This is a genomic window from Pseudomonas sp. Y3 TE3536, assembly GCF_053629175.1.
The window spans coordinates 6289428-6311948 of record NZ_JBRJHU010000001.1; the positions used below are offsets into that span (position 1 = coordinate 6289428).

The following is a 22521-nucleotide window of genomic DNA, read 5'->3' on the forward strand; positions in this document are numbered from 1 at the left end:
CCACCGCTATCAACCCAGACGCAGACGCCACTGCCCGGCGAAGCTGAGTTCAAGGCACGATAGCGGCAGCACATCAATGCGCTGATGGGCGCTCATCGGACACCCCAATAGCTGAACCAGTACGGCGCGGATGACCATGGGGTGAGTCACCGCCAGCCATTCACCCGGCGTGTCGAACGCCGCCAGCCAAACCGCTACGCGCTGGCACAGCTGGGCGAACGATTCGCCGCCATGCGGTGTGCTGTCGGGGTTTTCCAGCCATTCGGACAACGCCTGTGGATGGGCTGCCTGCAACTGCTTGAGCGACAAGCCTTGCCAACACCCCAGGTCGCAATCCGCCAATGCCGGTTCGACCCGTGCTTGCGCCGATAAAAATGCTGCTGTCTCACAGGCCCGCCGCTCCGGCGCACTCAGCACCTGCACGGCAGGCCCAGCTGACACGGGCGGTTGCTCAAGCGCCAGGATGCCGTCCTCCGGCCGGGGCAGGCAGCCGGTCTTCTGCGCGTGGGTCAGGGCATGGCAAACGAGGGTCAGGCGAACGGCTTTCACCGGTGCTCTCTTCATGGCAGGCGGGAGCGGATGGTTTAGCATGCCGCCACTTTTTTTGCGCGACGAAATGCGCCTGGCCTGTGCGGATCAAGCCAGCAGCAACATCACACCCCACACCGGCACTGCCGCCGACAAGCCGACGGCCAGCCGCGGCCAGTAGGGCAATAGCATCACCAGCAGCATCCCTGCCAGCGACAGCGCCCCGAACCACGCCACCGGCCCCATGGCCCAACCCCAGGCCTGGGCGCACAGCAGCAGGCTGACCAGCAGCGCCAGCCACCCTGCCCCTCGCAACCCCAGGCGTAGGCCACGTGGGCAGGGCCGATTCCAGACTTGCTTGTAATGCCGCTCCAAGCCCTGGCACAACGCGAGCATCCCGACGTAGGCAAACAACATACCGCCTGTAACCCACATCATCATGCGCCCGCCTCCACGCTTCGCCCTGCCCTGGTCTTCTGCGGCGCCCACGCAGCCTGACGTACCCGCCAAGCCACCAGCCCCAGCAACACGCCCAACACCATCGCACACGCCACCACACCCAGGCGCATCGCGTCAGCCATGCCACCCAACGCGGCCAAGCCGATGCACAGCAGCGCCACCAACAGCAATTGCTCGACCCAGGCGCGCCGTGCCGGCCTCACCCCCGCGTGCAGCAGCGCCAGCAGCCACGTGCCAAAGAACACGCGCACCTCCCAGCTTTCCCGTTGCACGAGCTCAACCGGCAACAAGCGGCTGGCCCACAGCAGGGCCACGCAGGCCAGTAACAACCCGCTGACGAAGCCGACATTGCACACTTCGGCTACCCGGTACCAGCGCCGCGCCGAAGGCTGCGCCGTGGCGCTGGCATATTTGCGCCCACGCTTGACGCAAAACAGCACCAGCCCACTGGCGATCATCACGCAACTGACCACCCCGCAAATGAAGTACAGCCAACGCATCGGGTAGCCGCCGAACTGGGCAAAGTGCAAACCGACCATCACCCGCTGGGTCAGCGGGGCCGCACGCCACTCAGGCACATCGCTAAGCAGCTCGCCGCTGACGCCATCGAAGACCATCGCCTGGCCTTTGGCGAGGGCGATCCGGTTGCCCAGCTCGGGGCGGATTTCAATACGCGCGCCTGCGGTGTTGGGGTTGCGGATGTTCAAGCCGCCAATCGGCCCCAGCCGCGCCTCGGCCTGGGCCAGCAACGGCGCCACATCAACCAGTTCGCCCGGCTGCCTGGCCAGTTGCCGTGGCTGCTCCAGTCGGGCATTGCCCTGCGCCTGGAAGTACGCGCGGCTGTCGCCTTCGAACAATGCATCGACCCCTGCCGGGATGTAGATGAGCATGAAGATCACCAAACCGGTGTAGGTGATCATCAGGTGGAACGGCAGCAACAGCACGGCGCTGGCATTGTGAAAGTCCAGCCATGAGCGCTGGCCCTTGTTGGGCCGGAAGGTGAAGAACTCCTTGAAGATCTTTTTGTGGATCACGATGCCCGTGACCAGTGCCGCCAGCATCACCAACGCCAGCGCACCGACCACGAAGATGCCCCAGTTGCGCGGCAAGTCGAGGGTGAAATGGAAGCGGAAAAAGAAGTTGCCGCCGACACTGTCACGCACCTCGATGGCCTCGCCGGTACGCGGGTCGAGCTGCACGCCACCGCCATGGCGACGTTCGCCGGTGGACACCCGCAACCCGGGCGAACGCTCGGTGGGCAGGCTGATGCCCCAGTTGCCGGCCTTCGGTTCGTGGGCTTGCAGATAGGCAACGGCCCGCCGAGCGGCGTCGGCCTGGGACACCTCGGTTGCCGGGACCTCCGGCTGCATCCAGTGATTGAGCTCCTTGTCGAACACCGCCAGGGTGCCGGTGACGAAGATGGCAAACAGCAGCCAGCCGAAAATCAGCCCGGCCCAGGTGTGCAACCAGGCCATCGATTGGGTGAAGGTATTCTTCATGCCAGCCACCTCAGTGCCTGCGGCCAGAAGCCGATCAGTGCCAGCGGTGCAGCAAGCACCAGCGGCGCCCAGGCACGCACGGCATCACGGCTGGCAAAGGCCCAGAGGATTGCGCCGGTATAGAAGATGAAGGCTGGCAGGGTCGCGACAATGACCGCGTCGGCGGACGACAGCGGCAGCAACCGGGCCAGGCAGGCACTGGCGGCGTAGCTGAACGCGTAACCGCCCAGCAATGCCGCGGTGCTGCGGGAGAAGATCTGCAGCCAGGCGGGGGCTTGGATCATCGGAAGCTCCTCGAGGGTCTTGGGTGGGCTGCTGCGCATGCCGATCGCCCTGTAGGAGCAGCCTTGTGCTGCGAAGAGGCCGGTGATAGCTGCGAAGATTCGCGAGGCTTTCATCGACCGCTTCGCAGCACAAGGCTGCTCCTACAGGGGGATTGGGCCGCACCGCGGCCCCGGGATCAGAAGGTGATATTCAACGAAGCAAACACCGCCCGACCCGGCTGGTTGTAAGTGTTGGCGCCCGAGCTGCTGGCATTGCCACCGCGCAGGATCTGCTTATCGAACACGTTGTTCACCCCCACCCGCACGTCATAGTTGGCGTTGAACTTGTACCCTGTGCTCACGTCCACCAGGCCGTAGGCTTCGACATCCTGCTGCGCCTCCTGGTCGTAGCTTTCCTGGGTGCGGTAGTTGTAGGTCGGCGACTTCTGCTTGCCGAAGTAAGTGCCTGCCACCTGGAACGACAGTTTGTCGGTGGCGCGCCAGTCGAGGGTGGTATTGACCGTGTACTCTGGGATCACCGACAGCGGCTCGCCCGTCTCGCGGTTGTCATTGTCGAGCATCCAGGTCAGGTTGGTGTTCCAGTCCAGGGTCGGGCTCAGCTCGATGAAGAAGTTGCCCTCGATCCCTTCCACGCGCGCTTCGCCAGCGTTCTCCCACTGCGTCACGCGGCGGCCGCTGTTGATGGTGTAGAGCACATCGGTGTCGCCGATGATCTTGTTCTTGTAATCGTTGCGGAAGTAAGTCGCGCTGGTGCGCCAGGTGCCACGGTCGTACAGCAGGCCGATCTCTTTGTTGACGCTGATTTCTGGCTTGAGGTCGGCGTTGCCCTGTAGGTAGCAACCACCCGAGTTGGTCTGCTGCACGCTGCAACCGTTACCACGGCTGTAGAGCAGGTAGTTGGGGTTGGACTGATACAGGTTCGGCACCTTGTAGGCGCGGGCGATACCGCCCTTGACCGACAGCGCCTCGGTCAGCTTGTGCGACAGGTTAAGGCTGGGGCTGAAGTTGTCGCCGAAGGTCTCGTGGTGGTCAAAGCGCAGGCCTGGGGTGACGGTGGTGTCGCCGACAATGATGTTGTCTTCGACGAACAGCGCGTAGCTCTTGGCGGTCATCTTCGAGTTGCTGCGGTCGAAGCCGCTGATCGCGTCGTTGCCACCACCACTGGGGTCAAAACTCTGCGGGCGGAACGAGCCTTGATCGTTGAGCGACTCGTACAGGTACTCGCCACCCAGGGTCAATACATGCTCGGTGCTGCCCATGGCGAATGGCAGGTTAACTTCGCTGCTCAGACGAGTATTGCGCAGCCGCGACATGGCGGCGCCGCTGTCGTTGATCGCGCCTTCCGGGCCCCCGGCCAAGCCTTCGTTGAGGCGCCAGTTGCGCACGTACTCGTAGGCCAGCGTGGTCTTGCTGGTGCCCCAGGCGAAATCGCCCAGGTGGGTCAGGTCGTAGGTGTTGCGCTGCATCACGTTGGTCTCGTGGCCATACAGGCTGGAGATCAGATCGACATTGCTGCCGCCGTTGCTGTTCATGGTGTCGCCAGCATAAATGTTGCCTTGTCGGCTGTAGCCGGCGCTGGTTTCAAAGCGGTGCTCGTCGTTGAGTTTCCAGCTCAGCATCCCGTTGATGTCTTTGTTGCGCACGCCTTCGCGGCCGGCCGACAGCGCACTGTTGGCATGGCCGGCGTTGATGTCCAGGTCGTCGGCGTCGGTCTTGGCCAGGCCACCGTACAGGCGGAAACCCAAGTTTTCGGTGAGGCCGCCCCCCAGGTTGAAGTTGGTACGGCGGCTGGCCCCCTCGGCGCTGTCTTCGGGCATCTGCGTGTACAGGCTGACGCTGCCTTTGAGCTCATCGGTCGGGCGCTTGGTGATGATGTTGACCACCCCGCCCATGGCGCCAGAGCCGTAACGCGCCGCAGCCGGGCCGCGCAGGATCTCGATGCGCTCGACCGCTTCGGCCGGCACCCAGTTGGTTTCGCCACGGGTATCGCGGTCGCCGTTCCAGCCATAGCGCACCGCATTGCGAGCGCTCGAAGGCTTGCCGTCGATAAGGATCAAGGTGTTTTCCGGCCCCATGCCGCGCAGGTCGATCTGCCGGTTGTTGCCGCGCGCACCGCTGGCACTGTTGCCGGTCAGGTTGACCCCCGGTTCGCGGCGGATCAGTTCGGACAGGTCATTGGCCGGGGGATGACGCTTGATGTCCTCTTCGGTGATGATCGACGAACCCAGCGCCTGCCGCGCTTCGCGCTCGGCGGTGACCAGGGTGTCCTGAATGACCAGCGCGCTTTGCGCAGCAGGCACCTCCAGCACTCCACCGGCGCGTTGCTCTTCAACCTGGGCGGCAGTCGCGACCATGGCCGGCGAGGCCAACGCAACGAACGCCAGGGCCAGGCTGTTGGGTGAAGGTCTGGATTGCATCGGTACATCTCCTGCGATTCATGAGCGAAAAGGCACATCCCTGCCAGGAAGCCGGCGAGCCCTCGCCCACCGGCCTCGCAACTACAAAGTGGAGGCCAACAGGGGTGGTAAATATAGTGATTCTCAAATGAGTTTAAATCTTATTTACGAAACTTACATGTTTGTAACGGAACTTTGCTGAAACACCCGTGCTTGCCCTACTCTGTGGCGGCTTCTTTGGCCCTTCGAGACCTTGTGTTCATGCTCCCAGCCGCGTTGATTTTCCTGTTCACCCTGACCCTGGTCATCTGGCAGCCCAAAGGCCTGGGCGTCGGCTGGAGCGCCACCTTGGGCGCCGTGCTCGCGCTGGTGTGCGGGGTGGTGTCGCTGCACGACATCCCCACGGTCTGGGCCATCATCTGGAACGCCACGGCGACGTTCATCGCCCTCATCATCATCAGCCTGCTGCTGGACGAAGCTGGCTTCTTCGAGTGGGCGGCGCTGCACGTGGCGCGGTGGGCGGGAGGTGACGGGCGCCGCCTGTTCGCCTTCATGGTACTGCTGGGGGCCGCTGTTTCGGCGCTGTTCGCCAATGACGGCGCGGCGTTGATCCTTACCCCCATCGTCATGTCGATGCTGCTGGCGCTGCGCTTCTCGCCCGCCGCCACCCTGGCCTTCGTCATGGGTGCGGGCTTTATCGCCGACACTGCGAGCCTGCCACTGGTGGTGTCGAACCTGGTGAACATTGTCTCGGCGGACTACTTCGGCCTGGGTTTCAACGCCTATGCCTCGGTCATGGTGCCGGTGAACCTGGTGGCCGTGGCAGCCACCTTGCTGGTGCTGAGGGTGTACTTTGGCCGCGATATCCCGCTGCGCTATGCCACCGATGAGCTCAAGCTGCCAGCCATGGCCATCCGAGACCGCGCGACGTTTCGTGTCGGTTGGGTGGTGCTGCTGGCGTTGCTGGCCAGCCTGTTCGTGCTCGAGCCGTTGGGTATCCCGGTCAGTGCCGTGGCCGCGGCCTGCGCGGCCGTACTGTTCGCCGTCGCTGCCCGTGGTCACGTTATTTCCACACGCCGCGTGCTGCGCGAAGCCCCGTGGCAGATCGTGGTGTTTTCACTGGGGATGTACCTGGTGGTCTACGGGTTGCGCAATGCCGGCCTGACTGACTCGCTGGGCAGCGTGCTGAACTGGCTGGCCGGCCATGGAGTATGGGCGGCTTCGCTCGGTACCGGGCTGATTGCCGCGCTGTTGTCGTCGGTGATGAACAACCTGCCCAGCGTGCTGATCGGTGCGCTGTCGATCCATGCCAGCGAGGCGCAAGGCGTGGTGCGCGAAGCGATGATCTACGCCAACGTGATTGGCTGTGACCTGGGGCCGAAGATCACCCCGATTGGCAGCCTGGCCACGCTGCTGTGGCTGCATGTACTGGCGCGCAAAGGGGTCAGCATCGGCTGGGGGTATTACTTCAAGGTCGGGGTGTTGCTGACGGTGCCGGTGTTGCTGGTGACATTGGCGGCTTTGGCGGTGCGATTGAGTATCTAGGCGCCCCGGCCTGTGGGGTTGACCTGCGATAATTTGGACATGGTGCCTGGCCAGGGCTACGCCCTGGTTCGCGGGTGAACCCGCTCCTACAGGCGGTACGTTGTAATCCGTGCTCAGCGATTAACCCGCCATAACCCGGCCATCTGCGTCGTGAAGCCTGCGCTCATCAACTCGCGCCGCATTGCCCATTCCGCTGCCGCCGGTACCGCTGCACTGCGCAGCGTGCCCCTACCCCAACGTGCGTTGACACCGTCGATCACACCCATTACCCGCTCCGCATGCACCGTCTGCGACGGGGCAAACAAGTCGCCGGTGAATTGCCCACGCTGGCACAGCTCCAGCAACAACACTTCTGCCTTGCTGTAGCGAAAGCCCTGCCGATAGATACGCCCCACCGCCTCCAGGGCCATGCGCGTGAGCAGCCGCACGTCATCTGTTGGATACGGCAACTGCACCACCACGCCGTTGGCGTACTTGGCCTCGTCCGGGTTGAACATACCGGTACGGATGCTGACGCGCATCTTGCTCGCCAGGGAGCGCTGGCTACGCAACTTCTCCGAGGCGCGCATCACGTAGGTGGCCACGGCTTCCTTGATGGGTGCCAGCTCGGTCAGGCGCTTGCCGAACATGCGGCTGCAACAGATTTCCTGGCGTGGCGGGTCGATGTCCTGCAGTTGCAGGCACGGCGTGCCCGCCAATTCGCGGGCGGTCTTTTCCACCACCACGCTGAAGGTCTTGCGCAGCAGGCCTGGATCGGCGCGTGATAAGTCCCAGGCGGAGCGGATTCCCATGCCCTGCAGGTGCGCGGTGAGGCGTTTGCCGATGCCCCAGACCTCGGACACGTCGCACTTCTTCAACACCCACTCACACTGCGACGCGATGCGCAGGTCGACCACCCCACCGCTGTGAACGGCCCAGCGTTTGGCCGCGTGGTTGGCCAGCTTGGCCAGGGTCTTGGTACCCGCGATGCCGACGCCGACGGGGATGCCGGTGTGCTTGAGCACCCGCTCGCGGATGCCGCGGCCCAGGTAGTCGAGGTCTCCGGGTACGCCGGTCAGGTCGGCGAAGGCTTCGTCGATGGAATACACCTCCAGTGCCGGGACCATGCCTTCGATTACCGCCATCACCCGCTGGCTCATGTCACCGTACAACGCATAGTTGGATGAAAACGCCACCACGCCATGGCGGCGCAACAGGTCCTTCACCTGGTAATACGGCTGGCCCATCTTCACCCACTGCTTGGCCTCGGCACTGCGGGCGATGATGCACCCATCGTTGTTGCTGAGCACGACGATGGGCGTGCGCAGCAGATCAGGGCGGAACACGCGCTCGCAGCTGGCGTAGAAACTGTTGCAGTCGATCAGGGCATAAACGGGCTGTGGATTCATTTCTAAGGCTTACGTTGACTGTATATTTATACAGTACACCTTATAAGCGTGCTATCGCCTCCTCCATTCATCCGATTTGCATCCTGCGCGCTGGCTCCTACAGTTCTGAACGTAGCAACCCCCGCGAGACGGCCAATGCGCACCACCGAAAAAACCGGCCATACGATTGCCGCCAAGGGCCTGCCAAAGATCCCGCGCAGTGTTTGGGCGCTGGGCTTCGTGTCGATGTTCATGGACATTTCCTCGGAGATGATCCACGCCCTGCTGCCGCTTTACATGGTGACCGTGCTCGGCACCTCGGTGGTGGCGGTCGGCTTTATCGAAGGTATCGCCGAGGCGACCGCATCGATCACCAAGGTGTTTTCCGGCGCACTGAGCGACCGGCTGGGCAAGCGCAAGCTGCTCACGGTCGTGGGCTACGGCCTGGGCGCGCTGACCAAACCCGTATTCCCCTTGGCCTCGGGCCTGGACTGGTTGATCGCGGCACGCTTTGTCGACCGTATCGGCAAGGGCATCCGCGGGGCGCCGCGGGATGCATTGGTGGCCGACGTAACGCCGCCCGAATTGCGCGGCGCCGCCTTCGGCCTGCGCCAGGCACTGGACACTGTCGGCGCCTTCGTTGGGCCGTTGCTGGCGATCTTGCTGATGTGGCTCACGGCCAGTCATTTCCAGACGGTGTTCTGGGTGGCGGTGATCCCTGCGCTTGTGGCGGTCGGCACGCTTGTGGCGTTCGTGCACGAGCCCGAGGCCACGGCCACGTCGCGACCGGTACGTTCGCCACTGGCCCTGCACCAACTGAGGCGGCTTGGCGCCGGCTACTGGCGACTGATCGCATTGGCCATGGTGTTTACCTTGGCACGCTTCAGTGAGGCCTTTTTGTTGCTGCGCGCCCAGGACATGGGCCTGGCCGCGTTATGGGCACCGGCGGTTCTGGTGGTAATGGCCTTGGCCTACTCGCTGTCGGCCTACCCCGCCGGAGTGCTGTCGGACAGGCTTGGCCGCCGTGGTGTACTGATGGCAGGGCTGGGGCTACTGCTGCTGGCTGACGTGATGCTGGCGTTGTGGCCCGGCTGGGCCGGGCTGGCGCTGGGGGTAGTGGCCTGGGGGCTGCACCTGGGTTTCACCCAAGGCGTCTTTGCCGCGCTGATCGCCGACAGCGCCCCGGCCAACCTGCGCGGTACCGCGTTCGGCCTGTTCCACCTGCTGACCGGCGTTGCGCTGCTGGTCGCCAGCGTGGTGGCCGGGCTGATGTGGGATGGGGTCGGGTTCCAGGCCACCTTTCTGCTGGGCGCAGTGTTCGCTGGGATTACCCTGACTGGGGTTAGCTTGCTGCGCTGAACGGCCTCTATTTCGGATCGTGGCTGCGCACGCTGAAGGTCACTACACCCCAGATCGTCAACTCATCGCCTTCGAGGATGTAACGTGGGGGGTAACGCGGGTTCTCCGAGCGCAGCACCACCTGCCCACCCACCTTATGCAGCCGCTTGCACAGCGGTTCGCCATTGACCGCTGCGATCACGATCTGGCCATGCCGCGCTTCGAGGGAGCGGTCGACCAGCACCAGATCGCCGTCGAAGATCCCGGCGCCCTGCATGCTGTCGCCGTCTATCCTGACCAGATACATATGCGGGGCACGCAGGTTGAACAACTCATCGAGCGAGATGGGCTGCTCCATGTGGTCCGCCGCCGGCGACGGAAAGCCAGCCGGGATGCGGAACAGATAACGCGAAACAGCACCGCTACCGCAGGTGATGGGACCCAGGATGGAAGTCATGGCACGGCCTTGAATTTAACTGTATATAGATACAGTATCGATCTACCGAGCATCAGGTCAATTTCGGCGTAGGACATTTCGACAAGTGGGGGTACATGCCATGTGTGGACGCTTCGCCCAGTCTCAAGGCTTGGCCGATTACCTGCGTGAACTGAACGCCGAACAGGGCGTGATCAGCGGCTATGACAACCTGCCGATCGGTCGCTACAACGTCGCCCCCGGCAGCCGGGTGCTGATCCTGCACCGTGCCGAGGACGGGCTGCGCGTCGACCCCTGCCACTGGGGCTGGGCACCGTTCTGGGCCACCGGCAAACGCCCCGCCCCGATCAACGCCCGGGTAGAAACGGTTACTACCGGCAAGTTTTTCAAAGCCCTGTGGCCGCAGGGGCGGGCGTTGGTGATGGCGGATGGTTGGTACGAATGGGTGGCCGACCCACAGGACGCCAAACGCAAGCAGCCGTACTACATCCGCCTGAAAAGCCAGGCACCGATGTTCATGGCCGCGTTGGCCGAAGTGCACTCGGGGATGGCGCCTAACGAAGGCGATGGCTTCGTGATCATCACCGCCGCCAGTGACGAGGGCATGGTCGACATCCATGACCGCCGGCCTCTGGTGCTTGAGCCGGCGGATGCGCGCATATGGATTGACGCTGACGTACCCGCCGAGGAAGCCGAGCGCCTGGCACGAGAGCGGTGCCTGCCGGTCGAGGCGTTCGAGTGGTTCCCGGTGAGCAAGGCTGTCGGAAATGTGCGCAACGACGGGGCCGAGTTGATCGTGATGCAGGATGCCGAGCATCAACCCTGACGCTGCGCTGTCATTACCCTCCTACCCCTCCGCTAAACCGGAACGTGCGCCGGTTGCTGCTCCATGACCGACCAGCCCCCATGCCCATCCACCTCGAGCCGATGTGTGTGGAACGCCGCCAACGTACTGCGGTGGCCAACACTCACCAACAGGGCCTGCGGCATCTCGCTGCGCAATAGCCCATACAACGTATGCTCCAGCCCTTCGTCCATGGCCGAGGTGGACTCGTCGAGAAACACTACTTGGGGCTGGTTGAACAGAACCCGGGCAAACGCCAAGCGCTGTTGCTCACCCACCGAGAGGATGTGCGACCAGTCGCAACTGACGTCCAGGCGTTCGGCAAGGTGGGCCAAGTTGACCTGGCGCAGGGCTTGCTGCATGCGCACTTCATGCTCGGGTGCGCTGGCCGATGGATAGGCGATAACGGTGCGCAGGTCGCCTAGTGGCAGGTACGGGCGCTGAGACAGGAACAACGCCTGGTGCCCCACGGGGCGCCTGACCTCACCCTCAGCGTAAGGCCAGAGCCCAGCCAATGCACGCAACAAGGTGGTTTTACCACTCCCTGAAGGCCCTTTGATCAACAGCGCCTGGCCAGCGCGCAGGCTCAGATCAAGGTCGGCAATAAGGGGATGGCCATCGGGGCGCAGTACCTGCAAACCGGCAATGTCCAGGGCTTGCGGCTGTTCCTCGGTGGTGACGCGCGGCAGCGAACTGGCCTGCTCATTGGCATCGAGAAAGCCCGTCAAACGATCGAGGGTGGCGCGGTACTGGGCGAATGCGTCGTAGGATTCGCGGAAGAACGACAACGAATCCTGCACCTGGCCAAAGGCCTGTGAGGTCTGCATCACGTCGCCAAGCTTGATAGCGCCACTGAAGAAACGCGGCGCCTGAAGGATGAAGGGAAACACCACGGCAACCTGGCTGATACCCAGGTTGAAACCGCTGAACTTCAAGTTTCGGAAGACCAATGCCCAAGCGTTGACAATCAATGCGCCAAAGCGGCCCAACAATGTGCCCCGCTCTACCTGTGCGCCTTGATAGAAGGCGATGTTCTCGGCATTTTCACGCAGGCGCATCAGCGCGTAACGGAAGTTAGCGGTGAGTTTCTCGTTGAGGAAGTTCAGACGAATCAACGGGCGCCCAAGGCGAAAAGCAATCCAAGTGGCAACGATCACGTACAGGTACACGGCAAAGACCATTGCCCGCGGGATCTCGACCCCCGCCACTGCCAGCGGTGCCGACAAACCCCAGAGGATGCCCGTGAATGCCACCAACGACACCAGCGCACTGACTGCGCCGAGGGCAAGCGACACGGAGTTGGTGACGAAAGCATTGACGTCCAGCTCGATACGCTGGTCGGGGTTGTCTACGGGCTCGGCGAGGAACTGGCCGCGGTAGTAAGCATCGCCGTGCATCCAGTCGCGCGTCAGGCGCTTGGTGAGCCAGACTCGCCAGTGAATGCTGAAGGCCTGGGTCACGTAGAACGTGAACAGCGAGCGCAGCACGTGGATGGTGGCGAGCACCGCAAATACGCCTAGCAGGTACCAGAAGGCGCTCTGATCCAGGCCTTGCAGGGCGCTGTAGAATCCGTTGTACCAGAACGAGAACAGCACGTTCAGGCGCACCGAGAACAGCGTCATCACCAATAACAGGGCAAACACCAACAGCGGCCGCCAGCTGCGCCTCAAGCTGAAATACGACCCGGCGAGCTGCCAGAATTGGCTGCCCCAGCGTGTAAAACGCACTGCCAGTGTCGCCGCTGCGGTGAAGCAGACCAAGGTGATGAACGAGGCGATTGCCAGCCAGCTCAGGCTCTCTTGCAAGGCCTGGTGCCAGTTCATTTCCATGATGGTTATCCATGCTGAGTATTTCCGCGAGGGTAGCATTACCTCAGGTTTTATCAGGCATGGATGACGCATGTTTCATCATCACGGCCAGTGTTGACGGCCGGAAAAGACAAAACCCCTACCTGCTCGCGCAGATAGGGGTTTTGCGAAATGAATCTTGACGATGACCTACTCTCACATGGGGAAACCCCACACTACCATCGGCGATGCATCGTTTCACTACTGAGTTCGGGATGGGATCAGGTGGTTCCAATGCTCTATGGTCGTCAAGAAATTCTGTAGCCAGAATGTCCAGATGGACAGCCCAGCGAATTCGGATATGCGATTTTGTGGTTACGAACTTTCGGGTCTTTCGTCTTCACCACCGCAATCTGCGCTAGCAAATTGCTTGGGTGTTATATGGTCAAGCCTCACGGGCAATTAGTATTGGTTAGCTCAACGCCTCACAGCGCTTACACACCCAACCTATCAACGTCGTAGTCTTCGACGGCCCTTTAGGGGATTCAAGATCCCAGTGAGATCTCATCTTGAGGCAAGTTTCCCGCTTAGATGCTTTCAGCGGTTATCTCTTCCGAACATAGCTACCCGGCAATGCCACTGGCGTGACAACCGGAACACCAGAGGTTCGTCCACTCCGGTCCTCTCGTACTAGGAGCAGCCCCTCTCAAATCTCAAACGTCCACGGCAGATAGGGACCGAACTGTCTCACGACGTTCTAAACCCAGCTCGCGTACCACTTTAAATGGCGAACAGCCATACCCTTGGGACCGGCTTCAGCCCCAGGATGTGATGAGCCGACATCGAGGTGCCAAACACCGCCGTCGATATGAACTCTTGGGCGGTATCAGCCTGTTATCCCCGGAGTACCTTTTATCCGTTGAGCGATGGCCCTTCCATACAGAACCACCGGATCACTAAGACCTACTTTCGTACCTGCTCGACGTGTTTGTCTCGCAGTCAAGCGCGCTTTTGCCTTTATACTCTACGACCGATTTCCGACCGGTCTGAGCGCACCTTCGTACTCCTCCGTTACTCTTTGGGAGGAGACCGCCCCAGTCAAACTACCCACCATACACTGTCCTCGATCCGGATAACGGACCTGAGTTAGAACCTCAAAGTTGCCAGGGTGGTATTTCAAGGATGGCTCCATGAGAACTGGCGTCCCCACTTCAAAGCCTCCCACCTATCCTACACAAGCAAATTCAAAGTCCAGTGCAAAGCTATAGTAAAGGTTCACGGGGTCTTTCCGTCTAGCCGCGGATACACTGCATCTTCACAGCGATTTCAATTTCACTGAGTCTCGGGTGGAGACAGCGCCGCCATCGTTACGCCATTCGTGCAGGTCGGAACTTACCCGACAAGGAATTTCGCTACCTTAGGACCGTTATAGTTACGGCCGCCGTTTACCGGGGCTTCGATCAAGAGCTTCGCTTGCGCTAACCCCATCAATTAACCTTCCGGCACCGGGCAGGCGTCACACCCTATACGTCCACTTTCGTGTTTGCAGAGTGCTGTGTTTTTAATAAACAGTCGCAGCGGCCTGGTATCTTCGACCGGCATGGGCTTACGGAGCAAGTCCTTAACCCTCGCCGGCGCACCTTCTCCCGAAGTTACGGTGCCATTTTGCCTAGTTCCTTCACCCGAGTTCTCTCAAGCGCCTTGGTATTCTCTACCTAACCACCTGTGTCGGTTTGGGGTACGGTTCCCAGTTATCTGAAGCTTAGGAGCTTTTCTTGGAAGCATGGCATCAACCACTTCGTCGCCTAAAGGCAACTCGTCATCAGCTCTCGGCCTTGAGATCCCGGATTTGCCTAAGATCTCAGCCTACCACCTTAAACTTGGACAACCAACGCCAAGCTGGCCTAGCCTTCTCCGTCCCTCCATCGCAATAACTGGAAGTACAGGAATATTAACCTGTTTTCCATCGACTACGCTTTTCAGCCTCGCCTTAGGGACCGACTAACCCTGCGTCGATTAACGTTGCGCAGGAAACCTTGGTCTTTCGGCGTGGGAGTTTTTCACTCCCATTGTCGTTACTCATGTCAGCATTCGCACTTCTGATACCTCCAGCAAGCTTCTCAACTCACCTTCACAGGCTTACAGAACGCTCCTCTACCGCATCACCAGAAGGTGATACCCGTAGCTTCGGTGCATGGTTTGAGCCCCGTTACATCTTCCGCGCAGGCCGACTCGACTAGTGAGCTATTACGCTTTCTTTAAAGGGTGGCTGCTTCTAAGCCAACCTCCTAGCTGTCTAAGCCTTCCCACATCGTTTCCCACTTAACCATGACTTTGGGACCTTAGCTGACGGTCTGGGTTGTTTCCCTTTTCACGACGGACGTTAGCACCCGCCGTGTGTCTCCCATGCTCGGCACTTGTAGGTATTCGGAGTTTGCATCGGTTTGGTAAGTCGGGATGACCCCCTAGCCGAAACAGTGCTCTACCCCCTACAGTGATACATGAGGCGCTACCTAAATAGCTTTCGAGGAGAACCAGCTATCTCCGAGCTTGATTAGCCTTTCACTCCGATCCACAGGTCATCCGCTAACTTTTCAACGGTAGTCGGTTCGGTCCTCCAGTCAGTGTTACCTAACCTTCAACCTGCCCATGGATAGATCGCCCGGTTTCGGGTCTATACCCAGCGACTAAACGCCCTATTAAGACTCGCTTTCGCTACGCCTCCCCTATTCGGTTAAGCTCGCCACTGAATATAAGTCGCTGACCCATTATACAAAAGGTACGCAGTCACCTAACAAGTAGGCTCCCACTGCTTGTACGCATACGGTTTCAGGATCTATTTCACTCCCCTCTCCGGGGTTCTTTTCGCCTTTCCCTCACGGTACTAGTTCACTATCGGTCAGTCAGTAGTATTTAGCCTTGGAGGATGGTCCCCCCATATTCAGACAAAGTTTCTCGTGCTCCGTCCTACTCGATTTCATTGATAAGAGATTTTCGTGTACGGGGCTATCACCCACTATGGCCGCACTTTCCAGAGCGTTCCACTAATCTCAAACCAACTTAAGGGCTGGTCCCCGTTCGCTCGCCACTACTAAGGGAATCTCGGTTGATTTCTTTTCCTCAGGGTACTTAGATGTTTCAGTTCCCCTGGTTCGCCTCTTGCACCTATGTATTCAGTACAAGATACTCAGCTTGTGCTGAGTGGGTTCCCCCATTCAGAGATCTCTGGATCACAGTCTGTTTGCCGACTCCCCAAAGCTTATCGCAGGCTACCACGTCTTTCATCGCCTCTGACTGCCAAGGCATCCACCGTATGCGCTTCTTCACTTGACCATATAACCCCAAGCAATCTGGTTATACTGTGAAGACGACATTCGCCGAAAATTCGTTTTGCTCTTTCGAGCCCACAAATTTTACCTTAGCCTGATCCACTACCAGTGAAAGTAGTGTTCAGTCTATTTCTATCACATATCCGAATTTTTAAAGAACGATCTGACAAAAGTCAGAAATCAACATTCGAGGCGAATGCTCATTTCTGAGTTTGATCACGTACTGCAAGAGTGGTGGAGCCAAGCGGGATCGAACCGCTGACCTCCTGCGTGCAAGGCAGGCGCTCTCCCAGCTGAGCTATGGCCCCAAATACTGGTAGGTCTGGGCAGATTTGAACTGCCGACCTCACCCTTATCAGGGGTGCGCTCTAACCAACTGAGCTACAGACCTATATAGGGTCTTGATCGTCTTCGACAATGAATCAAGCAATTCGTGTGGGAGCTCATCAGCAGGCTGATGTCGTCGATTAAGGAGGTGATCCAGCCGCAGGTTCCCCTACGGCTACCTTGTTACGACTTCACCCCAGTCATGAATCACACCGTGGTAACCGTCCTCCCGAAGGTTAGACTAGCTACTTCTGGTGCAACCCACTCCCATGGTGTGACGGGCGGTGTGTACAAGGCCCGGGAACGTATTCACCGCGACATTCTGATTCGCGATTACTAGCGATTCCGACTTCACGCAGTCGAGTTGCAGACTGCGATCCGGACTACGATCGGTTTTGTGAGATTAGCTCCACCTCGCGGCTTGGCAACCCTCTGTACCGACCATTGTAGCACGTGTGTAGCCCAGGCCGTAAGGGCCATGATGACTTGACGTCATCCCCACCTTCCTCCGGTTTGTCACCGGCAGTCTCCTTAGAGTGCCCACCATAACGTGCTGGTAACTAAGGACAAGGGTTGCGCTCGTTACGGGACTTAACCCAACATCTCACGACACGAGCTGACGACAGCCATGCAGCACCTGTGTCAGAGTTCCCGAAGGCACCAATCCATCTCTGGAAAGTTCTCTGCATGTCAAGGCCTGGTAAGGTTCTTCGCGTTGCTTCGAATTAAACCACATGCTCCACCGCTTGTGCGGGCCCCCGTCAATTCATTTGAGTTTTAACCTTGCGGCCGTACTCCCCAGGCGGTCAACTTAATGCGTTAGCTGCGCCACTAAAATCTCAAGGATTCCAACGGCTAGTTGACATCGTTTACGGCGTGGACTACCAGGGTATCTAATCCTGTTTGCTCCCCACGCTTTCGCACCTCAGTGTCAGTATCAGTCCAGGTGGTCGCCTTCGCCACTGGTGTTCCTTCCTATATCTACGCATTTCACCGCTACACAGGAAATTCCACCACCCTCTACCGTACTCTAGCTTGCCAGTTTTGGATGCAGTTCCCAGGTTGAGCCCGGGGCTTTCACATCCAACTTAACAAACCACCTACGCGCGCTTTACGCCCAGTAATTCCGATTAACGCTTGCACCCTCTGTATTACCGCGGCTGCTGGCACAGAGTTAGCCGGTGCTTATTCTGTCGGTAACGTCAAAACAGCAAGGTATTCGCTTACTGCCCTTCCTCCCAACTTAAAGTGCTTTACAATCCGAAGACCTTCTTCACACACGCGGCATGGCTGGATCAGGCTTTCGCCCATTGTCCAATATTCCCCACTGCTGCCTCCCGTAGGAGTCTGGACCGTGTCTCAGTTCCAGTGTGACTGATCATCCTCTCAGACCAGTTACGGATCGTCGCCTTGGTGAGCCATTACCCCACCAACTAGCTAATCCGACCTAGGCTCATCTGATAGCGCAAGGCCCGAAGGTCCCCTGCTTTCTCCCGTAGGACGTATGCGGTATTAGCGTTCCTTTCGAAACGTTGTCCCCCACTACCAGGCAGATTCCTAGGCATTACTCACCCGTCCGCCGCTGAATCGAAGAGCAAGCTCTTCTCATCCGCTCGACTTGCATGTGTTAGGCCTGCCGCCAGCGTTCAATCTGAGCCATGATCAAACTCTTCAGTTCAATACTGCTTGGGTTTTTAAGAAACCCTAAACTTGGCTCAGCAATCTCAAATGACTATGTGATTTCTCGCATGGTCACTTGTGATGCTGATAATCTTTGTGACTATCAGTCCGTACTCACAAGCACCCACACGAATTGCTTGATTCAATTTGTTAAAGAGCGTTTGGTTAAGAACTTTTCGTCTCAACCGAGGCGCGCATTCTACGCTTTCCTCAGAGTCTGTCAAGCGTTTATTTTGAAGTTTTTCGCGAGAAACTCGTTTAGCTTCAAACACTTGACTCGCTGCGATCTCTCGTAGCGGGAGGCGGATCATACAGCGTTTAGAAGCGCTGTCAACCACCATTTCAACCGCTGACGATCTTTCGATCGAAGCCCTTTCAACACTACCTGAATCGATTAACTCGTTGATACTCAAGGAGTTTCTCGTTCCAATCACGCTGGAAGTGGGGCGCATTATAAAGGGATTCGAAACCCCGTCAACCTTTAATTTCAAAAGCGTGACATCTTGCCCTCTGCCCACGTAAGTGCGCACTATAGTGCACACCCCTACCCGCCCAAGGATCGCCGCGCAGAGATGAACACCCAACCCCGCAGCCTGGCCGCCACCCTCTTCCCTATCGGCCTGCTGCTGATCGCCATGGCATCCATACAGTCCGGTGCATCACTGGCCAAAAGCATGTTCCCCATCATCGGCGCCCAAGGGACCACAGCCCTGCGCCTGATCTTCGCCAGCATCATCATGCTACTCATACTGCGCCCATGGCGCGTCCGCATGACCGCCACCACTCTGCGCAATGTCATCATCTATGGCATGGCACTTGGGGGCATGAACTTCCTCTTCTATATGGCACTACAAACAGTACCCATCGGTATCGCCGTGGCACTGGAGTTCACAGGGCCACTGGCGGTGGCGATCTTCTCCTCGCGCCGCCCTATCGACTTTCTCTGGATCGCGATGGCGATCGCCGGGCTGCTACTGTTGCTGCCAGCAGGCGATGGCGGCCAGGCTCTGGACCCGGTAGGTGCTGCGTATGCCTTGGGTGCGGGGGTGTGCTGGGCGCTTTATATCCTGTTCGGGCAGCGCGCCGGTGCCGAACACGGCATCCAGAGCGCCGCACTCGGCGTCGTGGTCGCCGCGCTGTTCGTTGCCCCCATCGGGGTGATTCATGCCGGCAGCGCACTGCTCACCCCAGCGGTCATTCCGATGGCACTGGGTGTCGCGATACTGTCCACCGCCCTGCCCTATAGCCTGGAAATGGTTGCCCTGACCCGCATGCCTGCACGCACCTTCGGCACCCTGATGAGCATCGAGCCGGCGTTTGGCGCACTTTCAGGCCTTCTGTTCCTCGGCGAGGTATTGAGCACCACCCAATGGCTCGCGATTCTCGCCATCATCGTCGCGTCGGTAGGCACCACGTTGTCAATGCGCCAGACGCCAACCCCACCCGTCGCCGCAGACTGATATGAGAACTATTTTCATTTGAGACGGGATTAGTGATTGTAGCGGCCCCTCTCGCTGATTAAGCTGTCACACAGAATCAATAACTTTACGCGATCTGGTGGACCGAAGACGGACGCTGGGGATTTTCAGGAAGACAGCAGTGACAACGACAGGGCCCGACAAATGATCCGCCCTGCATTTAAGGAAGGGAATGAAACGTATTTTGCTCATTCTGGCCATTTTGGCTATTGCTGGATGTGCCGCCACGGCCAAGACTGAGGTCAAAAAGGGGAAGAAAGGCCTGCATATCAATTGCTCCGGCCTCTCCTCATCGTGGGATAACTGCTACAGCAAGGCCGCCACCTCCTGCAGCACCCGCGGTTACAAAGTCATTGCTCGCTCCGGCGATACCGACGAAGAGCAAGGCGATTACCTGTTCGGTATCAATCCAGCTGGCTATACCAGCCGCAGCATGATCGTCATCTGCAAGTGATGACTACCAGGCATTGAGTTCAGAGGGGCAGCGCGAGCGCTGCCCTTTTTATTCGTCATCACAGCCGCGCGGTACGCGCCTGTAGCCATGCCAGGGCCTCGCCCTTCAACAGCGGCGCAAGACGCTCATGCACACTCGCGTGGTAACCGTTCAGCCACGCCAACTCTTCCTTGGCAAGCAACTCGGGCAACAGGCAGCGTGTGTCGATCGGACAAAGCGTCAAGGTCTCGAAGTTCAGGAAATCGCCGAACACACTCTTGCCCGCTTCCCGGCTTACCACCAGGTTCTCAATGCGCACGCCCCACTCACGCGGCCGGTAAGTACCCGGCTCGATCGAACTGATCATGCCCGCCTGCATGGCCGTTTGGGGCGTGGGCGCCGCCTGATAGGCAATCACCTGCGGCCCTTCGTGTACGTTCATGAAGTAACCCACGCCATGGCCGGTGCCGTGGCCATAGTCCACCTGATCGGCCCAGATCGGTGCCCGGGCAATGGCATCGAGCAGCGGCGAGAGGATCCCGCGGGGGAAGGTAGCGCGCGATAACGCAATCATGCCCTTGAGCACACGCGTGCAATCCTGCTTCTGCTCAAGCGTAGGGTTACCCACCGGCACCATCCGGGTAATGTCGGTAGTCCCCCCCAGGTACTGCCCCCCGGAATCGATCAGCAGTAAACCGTCACCTTCGATGACCGCATGCGATTGCTCGGTGGCGCGGTAATGAGGCATCGCGCCATTGCCATTAAAGGCGGCAATGGTCGAGAAACTCAACGACACGAAGTCTGGACGACGGGCACGGGCGGCGCTCAATCGCTCATCGACCGTCAGCTCGGTAATGACCTCATGGCCCAGAGCCCCCTCGAACCAGGCGAAGAATTCGCACAAGGCGGCGCCATCCTGCTCCATGGCCCGGCGAATATGCACAAGATCATCCTCACCCTTGCACGACTTGCTCAGCGTGGTGGGGTTGACCCCCTCGACCAGCTCAACGCCTGAGGCCAGGTTTTCCAGCAAACCGCAGGTGACACGCGCCGGGTCGAGCAACAGGCGACTGCCTGAAGGCACGGCGCCCAGGGCCTGACCGATTTCGGCATAGTCACGCACCTCAATGCCATCAACCGCCAACACTTGGCGCAGATGCTCATCGACCTTGTCCTGGCCCACGAACACCGTCGCCTGCTGCTGACTGATCAGGGCAAAGGAAACAAAGACTGGGTTGTAGGACACGTCGCTGCCACGCAGATTGAAGAGCCAGGCGATGTCATCCAGGGTGGCTATGAAATGCCAGTCAGCGCCCTTGGCCTTCAAGGTCTCACGCAACTGGGCGAGTTTGTCTGCCCGGTTCTGCGTGGCATGCGGCGGCAAGTGTTGGTAGACCGGGTTGCTCGGCAGCCGCGGGCGCCCCTCCCAAACCTTGCCAAGCACGTCCTTGTCCGTCACCAGCCGCACATCCCGGGCCTTCAGACGCTCACCCAGCAAACGCGCCGACGCCAAGGCCATGACAGCACCGTCCACTGCCACGACACCCTGTGGCTCGACATGCTCACCCAGCCATTCCAGCGCGCCCGGCTTGCCTGGCAGCAGCTTCATCAGCTCGATGCCGCTGCCTGCCAGCTCATGCTCGGCCTGCTCCCAATAGCGGCTGTCAACCCAGAGCCCGGCAAACCCCGCCGTGACCACCAGCGTGCCGACCGACCCTTGGAAACCGGACAACCATTGGCGCCCCTGCCAGAAACCAGGCAGGTACTCGGAAAGATGAGGGTCGGCCGAGGGCACCAGCAGCGCATCGACCCCCTCTGCGGCCATGGCCTTACGCACCCGCGCCAGGCGCTCCGGCACAGCTTGCTCAATCGTGGTCTGAACGTTCATGCGCACTCCTGCGAAAACATCTCTACTGATTTCAGACTATCGATAATGGTACAGCCACCCCTGCCCTGCAATCACGGCGACCGGCCTGCGGCATGCATTGCCCATCACGCCCTCTGCAATCAGGACATTTCCTACAGCAGAACCAGGACCACCGATCACATCCTGCTGAACTTCCCAAAAACCCCGGCTTCACACCAAGTACATTCATTGCAGACAGGCCACCCCCTATGCCCGCTGCCGGTGACGCGAAAACCGCCGTTGTGCTGCTCGACACCCGCCAGCACACGCCTGACCATGAACATGCTGTACACCTCAAGCTTGCCGATGGCCTGGCGCAACTGCTGGGTTGCGCACACGTGCATCTCGACCCGCCCTCCACGCCCAGCGACCGCTACTACTACCTGCCGACCGAAACGCTGATCGACCCGCAGCGCCATGCAGCCTTGGGCATCCGCACCGAACAGGACCTGTTCGGCGGGCTGGTCGCTTTTCCTTATATGGCGACCAAGGCGATTTCCCACCCGCTGCCGGCCGCCGCCAGCTTCCCCCCAGGCTGGACCGACGCCTTCGCCCTTCAGGCCAGTGATGCGCTGTTGCGCGGCTATACCGTATTCAGCAAGGCCGACGCCCGCAATGCCGCACACTTGCTCCTGCTTGATGGCCCTCTACGGATCAAGCCGGTGCTGGCCTGCGCCGGGCGGGGGCAACAGGTCATCGACACACTGGATGCGCTGGAGCCGTTGCTGGCCGACATGGACGACCAAGACCTGGCCGTCTGGGGGTTGGTGCTCGAAGAAGACCTGAGCGAGGTGCAGACCTTCAGTGTTGGCCAAGTGCGTGTCGCCGGCCTGACCTGTAGCTACCACGGCACTCAGCAACTGACGCACGACCACCAGGGCACAG

At 59.9% G+C, this 22521-nt stretch carries 16 protein-coding genes, 2 tRNA genes and 3 rRNA genes; 6 read left to right on the forward strand and 15 right to left on the reverse strand.

The window, feature by feature from the left end; genetic code table 11:
• Window positions 1–9 precede the first annotated feature (9 nt).
• The 5 genes from AB7M33_RS28110 to AB7M33_RS28130 form a co-directional block, all read right to left on the reverse strand.
• Window positions 10–549: a histidine phosphatase family protein gene (locus AB7M33_RS28110; RefSeq protein ID WP_454244176.1), complete on the reverse strand. Its 540-nt coding sequence runs from the start codon at window positions 547–549 to the stop codon at window positions 10–12.
• Between the two features lie 87 nt (window positions 550–636).
• The gene (locus AB7M33_RS28115; RefSeq protein ID WP_454244177.1) at window positions 637–969 is read right to left on the reverse strand and encodes a DUF3325 domain-containing protein; all 333 of its coding nucleotides are present in this window, start codon (window positions 967–969) and stop codon (window positions 637–639) included.
• Window positions 966–2486, reverse strand: coding sequence for a PepSY-associated TM helix domain-containing protein (locus AB7M33_RS28120; RefSeq protein WP_454244178.1), 1521 nt, complete (start codon window positions 2484–2486; stop codon window positions 966–968). Before AB7M33_RS28120 ends, AB7M33_RS28115 begins: the two co-directional genes overlap by 4 nt.
• The gene (locus tag AB7M33_RS28125) at window positions 2483–2770 is read right to left on the reverse strand and encodes a hypothetical protein (RefSeq protein ID WP_027593983.1); all 288 of its coding nucleotides are present in this window, start codon (window positions 2768–2770) and stop codon (window positions 2483–2485) included. Before AB7M33_RS28125 ends, AB7M33_RS28120 begins: the two co-directional genes overlap by 4 nt.
• A gap of 176 nt (window positions 2771–2946) precedes the next feature.
• Entirely contained in the window at window positions 2947–5187 is a 2241-nt protein-coding gene (locus tag AB7M33_RS28130) for a TonB-dependent siderophore receptor (RefSeq protein ID WP_454244179.1), read from the reverse strand.
• 240 nt (window positions 5188–5427) lie between these two features.
• Here AB7M33_RS28130 and AB7M33_RS28135 point away from each other — a divergent pair, with 240 nt between their 5' ends.
• Window positions 5428–6711, forward strand: coding sequence for an arsenic transporter (locus AB7M33_RS28135; RefSeq protein ID WP_027593985.1), 1284 nt, complete (start codon window positions 5428–5430; stop codon window positions 6709–6711).
• A gap of 113 nt (window positions 6712–6824) precedes the next feature.
• Here the strand turns inward: AB7M33_RS28135 and umuC are convergent, their stop codons facing one another.
• Window positions 6825–8099, reverse strand: coding sequence for a Y-family DNA polymerase (gene umuC, locus AB7M33_RS28140; protein WP_274887020.1), 1275 nt, complete (start codon window positions 8097–8099; stop codon window positions 6825–6827).
• 135 nt (window positions 8100–8234) lie between these two features.
• On the opposite strand from umuC, the gene AB7M33_RS28145 reads away from it, so the two are divergent.
• A complete protein-coding gene (locus AB7M33_RS28145; RefSeq protein ID WP_454244180.1) occupies window positions 8235–9437 on the forward strand; it encodes an MFS transporter in 1203 nt (400 codons plus the stop codon).
• 7 nt (window positions 9438–9444) lie between these two features.
• Here AB7M33_RS28145 and AB7M33_RS28150 read toward each other — a convergent pair whose 3' ends face one another.
• On the reverse strand, window positions 9445–9873 hold the full coding sequence (locus AB7M33_RS28150; RefSeq protein WP_027593988.1) for a LexA family protein: 429 nt from the start codon (window positions 9871–9873) through the stop codon (window positions 9445–9447).
• A gap of 100 nt (window positions 9874–9973) precedes the next feature.
• Here AB7M33_RS28150 and AB7M33_RS28155 point away from each other — a divergent pair, with 100 nt between their 5' ends.
• Complete coding sequence (locus tag AB7M33_RS28155; protein WP_454244181.1) at window positions 9974–10678, forward strand: SOS response-associated peptidase family protein; 705 nt, start codon at window positions 9974–9976, stop codon at window positions 10676–10678.
• A gap of 32 nt (window positions 10679–10710) precedes the next feature.
• Here AB7M33_RS28155 and AB7M33_RS28160 read toward each other — a convergent pair whose 3' ends face one another.
• The 7 genes from AB7M33_RS28160 to AB7M33_RS28190 form a co-directional block, all read right to left on the reverse strand.
• Entirely contained in the window at window positions 10711–12525 is a 1815-nt protein-coding gene (locus AB7M33_RS28160) for an ABC transporter ATP-binding protein/permease (protein ID WP_454244182.1), read from the reverse strand.
• A gap of 155 nt (window positions 12526–12680) precedes the next feature.
• A 5S ribosomal RNA gene (gene rrf / locus AB7M33_RS28165) occupies window positions 12681–12796 on the reverse strand.
• A 128-nt stretch (window positions 12797–12924) separates the two neighbouring features.
• A 23S ribosomal RNA gene (locus tag AB7M33_RS28170) occupies window positions 12925–15816 on the reverse strand.
• A gap of 228 nt (window positions 15817–16044) precedes the next feature.
• Window positions 16045–16120, reverse strand: a tRNA-Ala gene (locus AB7M33_RS28175).
• 6 nt (window positions 16121–16126) lie between these two features.
• Window positions 16127–16203, reverse strand: a tRNA-Ile gene (locus tag AB7M33_RS28180).
• A 77-nt stretch (window positions 16204–16280) separates the two neighbouring features.
• Window positions 16281–17817: ribosomal RNA gene (locus AB7M33_RS28185) — 16S ribosomal RNA — on the reverse strand.
• The 16S, 23S and 5S rRNA genes sit together here with 2 tRNA genes alongside, the layout of an rRNA operon.
• 46 nt (window positions 17818–17863) lie before the next feature.
• The gene (locus tag AB7M33_RS28190) at window positions 17864–18232 is read right to left on the reverse strand and encodes a hypothetical protein (RefSeq protein WP_454244183.1); all 369 of its coding nucleotides are present in this window, start codon (window positions 18230–18232) and stop codon (window positions 17864–17866) included.
• A gap of 159 nt (window positions 18233–18391) precedes the next feature.
• Here AB7M33_RS28190 and rhtA point away from each other — a divergent pair, with 159 nt between their 5' ends.
• Together rhtA and AB7M33_RS28200 are read left to right on the forward strand one after the other, a co-directional pair.
• Window positions 18392–19279: a threonine/homoserine exporter RhtA gene (gene rhtA / locus AB7M33_RS28195; protein WP_027596535.1), complete on the forward strand. Its 888-nt coding sequence runs from the start codon at window positions 18392–18394 to the stop codon at window positions 19277–19279.
• A gap of 190 nt (window positions 19280–19469) precedes the next feature.
• On the forward strand, window positions 19470–19751 hold the full coding sequence (locus AB7M33_RS28200) for a hypothetical protein (RefSeq protein WP_027596536.1): 282 nt from the start codon (window positions 19470–19472) through the stop codon (window positions 19749–19751).
• 58 nt (window positions 19752–19809) lie between these two features.
• Here AB7M33_RS28200 and AB7M33_RS28205 read toward each other — a convergent pair whose 3' ends face one another.
• Window positions 19810–21618, reverse strand: a complete 1809-nt coding sequence (locus AB7M33_RS28205) for an aminopeptidase P family protein (protein WP_454244184.1) — start codon at window positions 21616–21618, stop codon at window positions 19810–19812.
• A 227-nt stretch (window positions 21619–21845) separates the two neighbouring features.
• Between AB7M33_RS28205 and AB7M33_RS28210 the strand changes: the two genes are divergently transcribed.
• On the forward strand, window positions 21846–22521 hold a 676-nt coding region (locus AB7M33_RS28210), incomplete at its 3' end, for a DUF3182 family protein (RefSeq protein ID WP_454244185.1).